Source organism: Pseudoalteromonas byunsanensis (assembly GCF_001854475.1).
Classification (GTDB): domain Bacteria; phylum Pseudomonadota; class Gammaproteobacteria; order Enterobacterales; family Alteromonadaceae; genus Pseudoalteromonas; species Pseudoalteromonas byunsanensis.
This window is the reverse complement of the sequence record NZ_MNAN01000011.1, coordinates 34608-46595: the sequence shown is the minus strand read 5'-3', so window position 1 is coordinate 46595 and position 11988 is coordinate 34608. Positions and strand designations below refer to the sequence as shown.

10 protein-coding genes are annotated in these 11988 nt (G+C 42.5%); 6 read left to right on the top strand and 4 right to left on the bottom strand.

Annotated elements, in window-relative coordinates; all coding sequences use genetic code 11:
• Positions 1-104: 104 nt before the first annotated feature.
• Both BIW53_RS01885 and BIW53_RS01880 read left to right on the top strand, forming a co-directional pair.
• On the top strand, positions 105-2165 hold the full coding sequence (locus BIW53_RS01885) for a S9 family peptidase (RefSeq protein ID WP_070990096.1): 2061 nt from the start codon (positions 105-107) through the stop codon (positions 2163-2165).
• Between the two features lie 25 nt (positions 2166-2190).
• Positions 2191-2616: a hypothetical protein gene (locus BIW53_RS01880; protein WP_070990094.1), complete on the top strand. Its 426-nt coding sequence runs from the start codon at positions 2191-2193 to the stop codon at positions 2614-2616.
• On the opposite strand, the gene BIW53_RS01875 is transcribed toward BIW53_RS01880, so the two are convergent.
• Positions 2584-3057: a Dps family protein gene (locus tag BIW53_RS01875; protein ID WP_070990092.1), complete on the bottom strand. Its 474-nt coding sequence runs from the start codon at positions 3055-3057 to the stop codon at positions 2584-2586. The two genes, BIW53_RS01880 and BIW53_RS01875, sit on opposite strands and share 33 nt — an antisense overlap.
• 372 nt (positions 3058-3429) lie before the next feature.
• On the opposite strand from BIW53_RS01875, the gene BIW53_RS01870 reads away from it, so the two are divergent.
• Complete coding sequence (locus tag BIW53_RS01870; RefSeq protein WP_070990091.1) at positions 3430-3639, top strand: hypothetical protein; 210 nt, start codon at positions 3430-3432, stop codon at positions 3637-3639.
• Here BIW53_RS01870 and BIW53_RS01865 read toward each other — a convergent pair.
• A complete protein-coding gene (locus BIW53_RS01865) occupies positions 3636-4256 on the bottom strand; it encodes a PGAP1-like alpha/beta domain-containing protein (RefSeq protein ID WP_070990089.1) in 621 nt (206 codons plus the stop codon). The two genes, BIW53_RS01870 and BIW53_RS01865, sit on opposite strands and share 4 nt — an antisense overlap.
• A gap of 8 nt (positions 4257-4264) precedes the next feature.
• Positions 4265-4801 (bottom strand): YaeQ family protein, encoded by a 537-nt coding sequence (locus BIW53_RS01860; RefSeq protein WP_070990088.1) that lies wholly within the window; start codon positions 4799-4801, stop codon positions 4265-4267.
• Positions 4802-4959: 158 nt separating this feature from the next.
• Between BIW53_RS01860 and ylqF the strand changes: the two genes are divergently transcribed.
• Positions 4960-5904, top strand: a complete 945-nt coding sequence (ylqF, locus tag BIW53_RS01855; RefSeq protein WP_070990086.1) for a ribosome biogenesis GTPase YlqF — start codon at positions 4960-4962, stop codon at positions 5902-5904.
• A gap of 26 nt (positions 5905-5930) precedes the next feature.
• Here ylqF and BIW53_RS01850 read toward each other — a convergent pair whose 3' ends face one another.
• Entirely contained in the window at positions 5931-7259 is a 1329-nt protein-coding gene (locus BIW53_RS01850; protein WP_245699329.1) for a sensor domain-containing diguanylate cyclase, read from the bottom strand.
• Positions 7260-8337: 1078 nt separating this feature from the next.
• Here BIW53_RS01850 and BIW53_RS01840 point away from each other — a divergent pair.
• Together BIW53_RS01840 and fusA are read left to right on the top strand one after the other, a co-directional pair.
• The gene (locus BIW53_RS01840) at positions 8338-9639 is read left to right on the top strand and encodes a GntP family permease (RefSeq protein WP_070990080.1); all 1302 of its coding nucleotides are present in this window, start codon (positions 8338-8340) and stop codon (positions 9637-9639) included.
• A 232-nt stretch (positions 9640-9871) separates the two neighbouring features.
• On the top strand, positions 9872-11959 hold the full coding sequence (gene fusA, locus BIW53_RS01835) for an elongation factor G (RefSeq protein ID WP_070990078.1): 2088 nt from the start codon (positions 9872-9874) through the stop codon (positions 11957-11959).
• Positions 11960-11988: the final 29 nt, after the last annotated feature.

Genomic DNA, 11988 nt, shown 5'->3' with positions numbered 1-11988 from the left:
AAAGGGCCAATTGTAACAATTGGCCCTTTTTTACGTGTTTACATTCCCGCCAAGCTAATAAAAGTTATGTTAGACTTCACAAAAAAGAAAATAGGAACAGCGTAGTGACTGATAAAGTGTCTGCACCCATTGCAAAAAAAATCCCACACAGTATGACGCATCATGGACATACTCGTATCGATAATTACTATTGGATGCGAGATGACAACAGACAAGATGCTCAGGTCATTGCGCATCTTAAACAAGAAAATGAGTTTACCGAGCATCATATGTCGGCTCACCAATCACTACAGGATGCATTGTTCGAGGAGCTAAAGGGTCGCATTGTTAAAGATGACAGTTCGGTACCTGTGAAAGATGGCGCCTACTGGTATGTGAGTGATGTACAGGGTGATGATGAATATGCCAGTCATTTTCGTGCCACAGATGAACAGCTCAGTGATAAAACCTTGTTGCTGAATGTTAATGAACTTGCCCGTGACTATGGGTATTACGATATCGGCGAAATTAACATCAGTCCCAATGACAACATACTTGCCTACAGTGAAGATATCGATGGACGACGCATATACTCAATACGCTTCAAAGACCTCACTAATAATCAATATTTAACGGATGTGTTGGAAAACACTGAGGGACAGTTAGTTTGGGCAAACGATAACAAAACTGTCTTTTACGTAAAAAAAGACTCGCAAACTTTACTGGGCTATCAAGTTTATCGTCATCTACTAGGTACACCACAAAGCGATGATATCTTGGTGTATGAAGAGCAAGATCGGCAGTTTTACATGGAATTGGGTAAAAGCCGTGATGAGAGTGAGATCTATATCCATCTTGCTGCGACTGAAACCAGCGATGTAATGGTATTAGATGCAAATGAACCCCAGGGTGAGTTCAAAAGGTTGTTTCCCCGTACCGAAGGTCATGAGTTTGGCATCGATAAACACGCTGGAAGTTATTATATTTTATCCAATCATCAAGCTAAAAATTTTCGCCTTCTTAAAGCAAGTGAGGCAACCATTGGTGACATATCAAAGTGGCAGGAACTGATAGCGCATCGCGAACATATTTTGATAGAAGGGTTGGAGTTATTCGATAGCCATTTCGTCATTACCGAAAGAGAGCTTGGGCAGATCCGTTTTGTTGTACACAATTATGACGGAGAAAGTTACCACCTAAGCTTTGATGACGAATGTTTTTATGCGGGGGTTGGCTATAACCCTGAATCGAGTGCCAGTACCGTCAGAATTCATTATTCCAGCCTAACCACACCAAGCTCGGTGTATGATTGTGATTTAAAAACTGGCCGCAAAATCCTCCGTAAGCAACAGCAGGTGTTGGGCGGTTTTGATGCGAGTAACTATGCCTCTAAAAGGTTGTTTGTGACAGCCAGAGATGGAGCACAAGTTCCTGTATCGCTGGTATATCATAAAGAAAAGTTTCATAAAGATGGCACCAACCCATTGCTGCAATATGGTTATGGTGCTTATGGTATTACAATCGATCCGAGCTTTTCTAGCGCTACCTTGTCACTTCTTGACCGGGGGTTTGTGTATGCCATTGCGCACATTCGTGGCTCAGAGATGCTGGGAAGACCATGGTATGAACAGGGGAAAAAAGCGCACAAGCAAAATACCTTTAATGATTTTGTTGATGTGACAAAGAGCTTGGTTGAACAGGGCTATGCTGATAAAAACAAGGTATTTGCTTCTGGTGGCAGTGCAGGTGGTTTGTTAATGGGAGCGATTGTTAATCAGGCGCCACAGTTGTATTTGGGAGTGGGCTGCCACGTGCCATTTTTAGATGTGTTGACCACCATGTTGGATGAGTCTATTCCACTGACAACCAATGAATATGATGAATGGGGTAACCCAAACGATAAAACCGCTTACCAAACTATTTTGAACTATTCTCCGTATGATAATCTTAGACAGCAGGACTATCCGCACATTCTGGTGACAACCGGTTTATATGACTCACAGGTCCAATATTGGGAGCCAATGAAGTGGGTTGCCAAGTTGCGAGAAGTAAAAACGGATGATAATTTGTTATTGTTCAAAACGGATATGGATGCAGGTCATGGGGGAGCATCTGGACGCTTCAAAAGTTTGCAGGATAAAGCTCTGGAAATGACGTTTTTCATAGGCTTGTTATCTTCGAAGTAGCGCTCTAATCGGTAAGGTGTTTTAGATGTTTTTAGCTCATGGTCTTTGGCGTGTTTATATGCAACCACCCTATGCTTATATGGGTCTAAAGGGAGCATTTAACAAAGAAGGTGTCCTTGCTTTCCAAGAGCACTTGCGCGCATATGCAAATCAATTTCCTGCACAAAGCATACTATATGCGGTTGTTGATATGAGTGAGTTTGAAATGAGCACTGCTGATAGCATGGAAGATACCCGCGAGTATTTTTCTGGTGTTACGCAGCGTGGTCTGAAGCACGTAGATTACGTGGGGGCAAATGCACTTGCCCGCCACGCTTTGGCTCAGTTATGGCAAGGAACCACAACGAGCATTAACTTTTATGCCAACATGGCAGAACTTGTAAGCCAACAGCCCCACCATAAAGATAATATACAACGCTTAGTTGAGATAGGCTTTAAGCATCCAGACTAACTTTTCTTGCTCTTTGATGTAATCGCTCATTAGTGCTGCGGTTCCTTCGTCTTGTGCATCGCCCGCTTGCTCTAAAATATCACGCTGCATGGCTATCAAGACTTTGTAACCACTTAACAGGTTGTTTAGTGCGTCGGCTCCATCACTGATGTTTTTTGCTTCAGCTATCTTACTGCTCTCCAAATAGTCAGAAAAAGCATGTAATGGCTTTCCTTCTATAGTGAGTATTCGCTCTGCGATTTCATCTACTTTTTCTAAAAGCAGGTTATAGATCTCTTCAAACTTAAGATGCAGCTCAAAGAAGTTACGGCCTTTGATGTTCCAGTGAAAGCCACGCGCGTTCATATATTGGATCTGATAGCTACTCAGCAGTGTATTTAATGACGTTACCAGTGATTGGCTTTTTTGATTGTCTAAACCAATTGAGTTCGTTGTATTCATATTAAGCTCCTTGTTTTGATGTTCACTAGTATGGGTGAAAGTCGCTCAAATTCCCATCGACTAAAATCTATGCAATCAATCGAAAAAATAAATCAAAGTAAAATAAATGTGCGAATAATATTTTATATGTGGGTTATACGTGATTTTTCTACCCCGAGATCAAAAACTCATTATTTGGTATTAGTGTGGGAATAAAGCTTGCCAAGTTTTTACTATTCACAGAGTGAAACGCTGAAAAATTGATCTGAAGCATAAGAGGCGTTTACGGTTAAAATTGCACCTACTTTGGTTTGATTTAGGTCAAAAATCACTCTGTCTATGGGCGCATAATGGACTGGAAAGATACAAGGTTATTATTGAAGGAGAGTAATTATGCAAGGTAAAACTAAATCACAACATAAGTCAGAGATCATTGTCGTTGTAATCGCTTTAGTTGCATTTTTGATAGGCTTGATTGGTCATCTTGCGGGAGCAAGCTTTGCTAACTCTGATGCGTTTGGCTACATTGCGGCACCGATTCCTCTGATAACAGGTATTATCGCCTGGGTTGCATACAAAGTTGCGCAAAATGGAGACCATTAATCTGGCTGCTCGAGATCGTCCTGATTAAGAAGTTGTAGGATATACTCAGTTACCTGACGAGAGTAAATCATACTGGTATGGCTTAAATGAAACACTTTATGTTCTTCCATACCTTTGAGTTTGGTCTCCTCTAGTAGAACCGTGCCGTCTGAGCGACTGCCCTTTTTTAGCAATGGCATAAGGCCAATGGGTAAGTCGCCAGCGATACTGTATAACTTAGCTTTGAACGGCCAGTCATGGTTGTCACTGAGCAAAAACTCAATGCTGTCTTTGAGCAACATGTTCAACCCTTTGTCATGCATGTGTTTTGCAATGGTGCTGCCTTTGTGTGGTGTGCCAAGTGTTATCACTTTGCTCACACACTGGCTTGGGAGTGAATTATTCTCCAAATAGGCTCGGGCAACTAAACCGCCCATAGAATGGCAGACCAAAGCGGCGGGGTGATCTTCGATAAAATCGTCAATGGCAGTAAAGATTGAGTTTTTGTTTGGCGTTAGGGTGTTATAACTGAGGTTGAGTATTTCAAACCCTTGATTAGTTAATCTTGAGCACAAGGGCTGCATTACAAAACCAGACATATACAAACCGTGTAAGACTACAACACGCTTTATCGCCATTTTGACTCCTACTTTAGTTGCTCCGGTACTAGGTGCACGCTGCGCTGTTCGTCGCTGACCCATATTTCTTTGTCTTGCACCGTTATAGTCAAGGAAATTGAACGAGCTGCCATATCTGCCAATTGTTGCGTTGCAAGATAAGGTAAGCTGATCACGGATAAATTGTCAAAACCACTGAGCTTAGCCTGATTTTTTTGCCACCATAGCGTTTGTGTATTTTCGCCATATGTGTAAAGCACAACTTGTTTAGCTCGATTACAGGCTTTTTTCACACGTTTCTCATCAGGTAAACCCAAATCAACCCATAATTCAATTTCATCACTGTAGTTTTTAACCCAAATTTCAGGCTCATCATCGGCACATAGGCCTTTAGTGAACTCGAGTTGCTCTTGGTATTGCAGCGCATACGCAAGTAGCCTGACCATTAGCCGCTGTTCGTTTTCTGATGGATGTTGTGCAACCGTCAAAGAACAGGTTTGGTAAATGTGTCTATCCATATCACTGAGTGATAGCTGTGTTTTTATAATAGTTGACTTTAATGCCATATGAATGCGCCAGAGAAAAATGATGGGCGCAGTATACTGGAGTTATGCTGGTAAGCGGTGTTATTAACGGTAAAAAGATAAAATTTTACGCTCTATTAAGGTAATTTTGTGATTACCTAGGTAAAATGACGTTTTGATTTTACCTGTAGGAGAAAACGATGGCCATCCAGTGGTTCCCAGGGCATATGAACAAGGCTCGTAACGAGATTAAAGAAATCATGCCGCAGATGGACGTAATTATTGAAGTGCTGGATGCACGCATTCCTTACAGCAGTGAAAACCCGATGGTATCTGCCCTTCGTGGTGATAAACCGGTCATCAAAATATTAAACAAAGCTGATTTAGCCGATCCGTCTTTAACAGAGCAGTGGATGGAGTATTTTGAGCAAGAAAGTGGTGTGAAGGCCATTGCTTTTGGTCACGATAAAGCTGCTGAGGTCCACAAAATAAACGAGTTGTGTAAAAAGCTTGCGCCACATAAAACTGGAGCGGACAAGCAGCTTAAAGCCATGATCATGGGGATCCCCAACGTTGGCAAATCAACGCTTATCAATATTTTGGCAGGCCGAATTGTGGCTAAAACAGGCAACGAACCTGCTGTGACAAAAGCACAACAACGCATTAAGTTAGATGATGGCATTATGTTGTACGACACGCCGGGCATGTTGTGGCCAAAAGTAGAAAATGAAAATTCAGGCTATCGCTTAGCAGCAACAGGCGCCATTAGAGATACCGCCATTGATTATGAAGAAGTGGCCAGTTATACCGCAGAATATTTAATACATGCTTATCCCGAGTTATTAAAGGCGCGTTATAAGCTGGATGAATTACCTGAGCAGGATTGGGAGTTTATTGAAATCGCAGGTAAAAAACGTGGTTGTATTCGCGGAGGAAATCAAATTGATACGCACAAGATGTCTGAAATCTTAATCAATGAATTGCGCGATGCAATCATTGGCCGCATCACTATGGAAACGCCACAAATGCGTGAAGATGAAGAAGTGATGGTGGCGCAATTAAGAGCCGAGGCGGAAGCGAAAAAAGCGGCCAAAGAGGAAGAAAAGAAGCAAAGAAGAGCTCGTGCGCGAAAAAATCGTCGTTAAAGTTGCAAACGAAACAGGCTGCTTTCTTAAGCAGCCAACTCGACTCTATCTCGTCCCTGATTTTTTGCCCGATATAATGCATCATCTGCACGTTTGATAAATTCATCCTCACTTTCTTGAGGTTGATACTGAGCGACGCCGACACTGATGGTAATGGCTACTTCACACTTACATGCTGCAAGTTTTTCTCTTAATTTTTCACTCAGTTGCTGGGCATGATTTAGATAAGAGTTGGGCATTAAGATCATAAATTCCTCACCGCCCCAACGACATATAATATCGCTGTTATGTGCTACCGATTGACATAGCTGTGCAAAGTGCTTCAACACCCTATCGCCAACCAAGTGACCATGCTGGTCATTGACTTGTTTGAAGTGATCAATATCTAGCAGCAATAAGCTCAAAGGTACTCGGCCCAGTTTGGCTCGATAAATGTGTTTTTGTAGCTGAGGTTCAAATGCTTGTCGGTTTAATACATTACAAAGTTTATCGGTAAGAGCAATGGCCTCCAGACGAGATTGATACTGATTAAAGGTCAATTGTGCTATTGCCAAAATGCACAACGTTATCACCACACCAAGTAACAAATTTGCTATCAGCGCATCTGTTAATGTCGTTTGCGTGGTGAACTCTTGTTCGACTAACAGGTGCCAGCCTAATTCAGGAATGTAACGACTATTTATTAGGCGCTGCACACCGTTTTGTTTAACTGAAAATTTATAGTTTTCTTGTTTGGCTATAGCGCTGTGATGAGAGTCAAATTCAGACTTCAAGGTGCGGTTGGGGAGCAAAGATTGATTGTAGAATAACAGGCGTCCTTGGTGATCAGAAAAGTAGACCTTACGATGATACTGGGCTTGGTATTGGTTGATGAGTGTTTGTAAGTCATATAGCTGAATGCCGACACCAGCAACTCCGAGTAATTCGTCATTGAGCACAATTTTGTGATTCACATACACGATGGCTGTAAAGTTATCTTGAGGTGTAACATCTACATTAAGAAGATAGTCTCTGTGAGATGGCGCAATTGCTTGTTGGTACCAAAGTGTTTCTTGACTATTTAAATCTAATTTGTGAGTGCGGCCATCGTAATGGTAGTAAGTGAGCGTTTTATGGTCGACCAAAAAGCTTGTCTGACTTTGAAATAACTGTTTGGTTTTATCTAGGAAAATAAAGAGTTGATCGTCACTGGCATCGCTGTCATTGAGCCATAAATGGATGAAATGGTTCTGTGCCATGCTCTGTGCAACATAAATAGGGGCTTGTAATTGTTTTTGTAGATCAGTGCTTATCAAATGGCTAGTCAACGGCAAAGCATCATCCACAATGCCTTCGCTAAGCGAATTGTGTGCCATATAAAAGCTAAACCAACTGGTAAAAGTAAATCCCGCCAGCAGCAATAGTGTCAAAATTAGGTTGCAGCGGCGTCGAGCATGGGTCATTAGAATTATTATATTTCACGCTGAAGTATTACTTATGGTACAGGGTGTTGATTTTATAGTCGATTACAGCTGATTACACCGTACGAAAAATAAAAAAAGCCCACAAGGGGCTTTTTAATTTTCATATCTACCGTCACCGATATGAGCAATGTAGCAAGTAAAATTTGTGAGTGTATGGACGAGTGAGCACTGTGTTTGCCTCCTTTCCATACCGAGCAGTTTACGTATGCCAAACGAACTAAGGGTCTTAAAACAATTAGAGTAACAAAGTTGCGATTACTCGCTATTGTTGATATTGATTATCATTTAGATTTGATAGTTGATCAAGCACTATTTGAAAATAATTTTCATTTACAATTTTTTTGTAAGTATGTATCGGTTATAGAAATAAAAAAAGCCCACAAGGGGCTTTTTAATGTCATATCTACCGTCACCGATATGAGCAATGTAGCAAGTAAAATAGTGAGTCGGTTGAAGGTGGCTGTATCAAGGGGCGTTGCTACAAACACACTCAACCTATGGCTGTTAGCGTGCGCCACACGTTTGTTTCAGGGTCGAGAAACAATATGAGTTATCTAACAAGGTGAGCCGTCAACCTCTCCTTGTTGAGATTGATTATCAATTAGATCTTCGGAGGTGTCAACACCTAGTTGAGATTAATTTTCATTTTTATTTGAGCTTCTTTTGTGGGTTATTATGTAAATTAAAGGTGAATGATAGGTTTGAATGGTGCTTTGTTGGCTAGGAAGTGCACAATTCAACGTACAGTAACACCAATCTTATGCCTTCAAATACCGTGTGCATTAGGTTTCATCGCGATGATGTTAGTGTAGGGGATGAACGGATTAGAGTTGCTCAGGCAATCAACTCTTACAAGTAGCCATGAGTTCCTAGCGTTTGTGCGACTTTTTTATCACAGAGGATTCGATCTCAGGAAGGTTTTGCAGTATAACAAATACGCAAATACAAATAATAACTATAAGGTAATTGTATGCTTAGCATGGTTGGTCTCATCGGCGCGTTGGCATTATTGATAGCTCTAACGCTAAGAGGTGTTAACTTGTTTATTTCAGCTCCTTTGTGTGCGTTGCTAGTGGCGCTTACCAGCCAAATAGCGGTATTTCCAGTCGTTGAACAACCCGCATTTATCAGTAGTTACATGGCGGGCTTCAGCGGATTTGTTCAAGCTTGGTTTTTCATGTTTTTGCTGGGGTCGTTGTTTGGCAAGTTTATGGAAGATACGGGGTCAGCGGATGCAATCGCCCATTATATAGTATCTAAGCTGGGTATGAAGTATGCGGTGCTTGCCGTCGTTTTGGCCTGTGCGCTGCTCACTTATGGCGGTGTAAGCGTGTTCATTGTGGCTTTTTCAGTGTTTCCCATGGCATTGAGCTTATTCAAAGACGCCAACCTACCACGGCGATTTATTCCTGCCACGTTGGCATTTGGTTCCGTTACTTTTACTATGACCTCAGCGGGTTCACCGGAAATCCAAAACTGGATCCCAATCAAATATTTGGGAACTTCACCTTATGCGGCTTGGCAAGAGAGCTTGATAGTGGCCATTTTCATGGCAGTATTGGGTTATTTCTTATTAATGCGCATGATAAGAAAAGCGCAGTCAAATGGCGAAGTGTTTGAGGCTCGTGATGATGACCCGATTGAATTAAAGCGGAACTTGCCACACCCTATCACTGGACTTATTCCTCTGGTTGTCGTGCTAGCACTCTCATTCACCTTGCATGAGGCTTTGCAACAAAGTGCACTCATTGTCGCGTTGTTGGGTGGCGTGTTGAGCATATTGATTTGCAACTACAAGCATTTTGTAAATTTGCAGCAAGCTATCAACCTAGGGACTACGGGGGCATTGGTGGCCATTGGTAATACTGCGGCGGTGGTTGGGTTTGGCGCTGTTGCAAAAGTTACTCCCGCATTTAATGAAGCGGTGGCGTTAATGACGCAAATCCCTGGTAATGAATTGCTTGGCGCGGCGATAGCGGTCAGTGTCATCGCGGGTTTAACAGGTTCAGCTTCGGGGGGACAGGCCATCGCTTTACCATTAGTTGCACCACATTATATTGACCTAGGTGTGAACAACTCAGAGCTTCATCGCGTTGTTGCTATTAGCTCGGGTGCCATCGATACTTTGCCTCACAACGGTTATGTTGTGACCACGGTTAGAGCGATTTGTAAAGAAACGCACCAAGCAGCATATTGGCCGTTGGCAATGCTTACCGTCGCTGTGCCTTTATTAGGGTTGGGTCTTATTCTTGGTTTGTTTATATTCTTTTAATAGATAATTGCAGTGAACAGGGTTTAAAAGGACTCAATTTGCTCAACTTTCAGCATTGTTGTTGATTTTATCTAGATAACCCAATAGTTGCTGTGTTTATTATTACTTATCGCCACGAATAAAAACTTTTTCGCAAATTGTGCGCATTTTAAGCGATATCAAGGATGATGTTCGCAATAAGAGGTGATATACTCCCGCCGAATAATTTTTCTACTTTAAATAGAGCAAAACAATGGCAGATTTATCGAAGTACAGAAACATTGGTATTTTCGCGCACGTTGATGCGGGTAAAACTACCACCACTGAGCGTATCCTAAAGCTTACAGGTAAGATTCACAAAACCGGTGAGGTACACGACGGTGAGTCTACTACTGACTTCATGGAACAAGAAGCTGAGCGTGGTATCACAATCCAGTCAGCTGCAGTAACGTGTGAGTGGAAAGGTCACCGCTTAAACGTTATCGATACTCCGGGACACGTTGACTTCACAGTTGAAGTATATCGTTCATTAAAAGTTCTTGACGGTGGTGTTGGTGTATTCTGTGGTTCAGGTGGTGTAGAGCCACAATCAGAAACTAACTGGCGTTATGCGAACGAATCAGAAGTTGCACGTATTATCTTCGTAAACAAATTAGACCGTATGGGTGCTGATTTCTACCGCGTAGTAAAGCAGGTTAAAGATGTACTAGCAGCTAACCCACTTGTAATGACTTTACCAATCGGTATTGAAGACGAGTTCTGTGGTGTTGTAGACGTACTTGAAAAGAAAGCATATGTTTGGGATGACACAGGTCTTCCTGAAAACTACGAAGTACAAGACGTTCCAGCTGACATGGTAGACAAAGTTGAAGAATACCATGAGTTGCTAATCGAGTCTGCTGTAGAGCAAGACGACGACCTAATGGAAGCGTACATGGAAGGTGAAATCCCTTCTATCGAAGACATCAAGCGTTGTATCCGTAAAGGTACTCGTGACCTAGCATTCTTCCCAACTTTCTGTGGTTCTGCGTTCAAAAACAAGGGTGTTCAACTAGTACTTGACGCTGTTGTTGATTACCTACCTGCACCAACAGAAGTTGATCCTCAGCCGCTAACTGATCCTGAAACTGGTGAGCCAACTGGTGAAGTAGCTACAGTTGACGCTGAACAGCCGCTTAAAGCGCTTGCGTTTAAGATCATGGATGACCGTTTCGGTGCACTTACCTTCATCCGTATCTACTCTGGTCGCATGAAAAAAGGTGACACAGTACTTAACTCTGCAACAGGTAAAACTGAGCGTATCGGCCGTATGGTTGAGATGCAAGCAGATGACCGTAACGAGATTTCAGAAGCACAAGCTGGTGACATCATCGCGGTTGTAGGTATGAAGAACGTTCAAACAGGTCACACGCTTTGTGATCCTAAGCATGAATGTACACTTGAAGCGATGATCTTCCCAGAGCCAGTAATCTCAATCGCGGTACAGCCTAAAGATAAAGGCGGTAACGAGAAGATGGGTATTGCTATCGGTAAGATGGTTGCAGAAGACCCGTCATTCCAAGTTGAGACTGATGAAGATTCAGGTGAAACTATCCTTAAAGGTATGGGTGAATTACACCTAGACATCAAGGTAGACATTCTTAAGCGTACTTACGGCGTAGACCTAATCGTTGGTCAGCCTCAGGTTGCTTACCGTGAAACTATCACGCAAGAAGTTGAAGATAGCTACACGCACAAGAAGCAATCAGGTGGTTCTGGTCAGTTCGGTAAGATCGATTACCGTATCAAGCCAGGCGAAGTTGGTTCAGGCTTTACGTTCAAGTCTACCGTTGTTGGTGGTAACGTTCCTAAAGAATTCTGGCCTGCAGTTGAGAAAGGCTTCAAGTCAATGATGGAAACGGGTGTTCTTGCTGGCTTCCCTGTATTAGACGTTGAAGTTGAGCTATTCGACGGTGGTTTCCACGCAGTTGACTCATCAGCAATCGCGTTTGAAATCGCAGCGAAAGGTGCATTCCGCCAGTCTATCCCTAAAGCGGGCGCACAGCTTCTTGAGCCAATCATGAAAGTTGACGTGTTCACTCCGGAAGACAACGTAGGTGACGTAATCGGTGACCTTAACCGTCGTCGTGGTATGATCAAAGACCAAGAAGCGGGCCTAACAGGCGTTCGTATCAAGGGTGACGTACCACTATCTGAAATGTTCGGATACATCGGTCACTTACGTACAATTACTTCTGGTCGTGGTCAGTTCTCTATGGAGTTCTCACACTACGCACCATGTCCGCAAAACGTTGCTGACACAGTAATTGCTGCAGAAAAAGAGAAAAAAGCGGCTAAGTAATTCTTAACCACTTTTAAATAATTAAAAAG

Bases quoted from the DNA above. Each gene is read 5' to 3' on its own strand.
- BIW53_RS01880 (WP_070990094.1), top strand. From the start codon at position 2,191: ATGTTTTTAGCTCATGGTCTTTGGCGTGTTTATATGCAACCACCCTAT.
- BIW53_RS01875 (WP_070990092.1), bottom strand. From the start codon at position 3,057: ATGAATACAACGAACTCAATTGGTTTAGACAATCAAAAAAGCCAATCA.
- BIW53_RS01870 (WP_070990091.1), top strand. From the start codon at position 3,430: ATGCAAGGTAAAACTAAATCACAACATAAGTCAGAGATCATTGTCGTT.
- BIW53_RS01865 (WP_070990089.1), bottom strand. From the start codon at position 4,256: ATGGCGATAAAGCGTGTTGTAGTCTTACACGGTTTGTATATGTCTGGT.
- BIW53_RS01860 (WP_070990088.1), bottom strand. From the start codon at position 4,801: ATGGCATTAAAGTCAACTATTATAAAAACACAGCTATCACTCAGTGAT.
- ylqF (WP_070990086.1), top strand. From the start codon at position 4,960: ATGGCCATCCAGTGGTTCCCAGGGCATATGAACAAGGCTCGTAACGAG.
- BIW53_RS01850 (WP_245699329.1), bottom strand. From the start codon at position 7,259: ATGGCACACAATTCGCTTAGCGAAGGCATTGTGGATGATGCTTTGCCG.
- BIW53_RS01840 (WP_070990080.1), top strand. From the start codon at position 8,338: ATGCTTAGCATGGTTGGTCTCATCGGCGCGTTGGCATTATTGATAGCT.
- fusA (WP_070990078.1), top strand. From the start codon at position 9,872: ATGGCAGATTTATCGAAGTACAGAAACATTGGTATTTTCGCGCACGTT.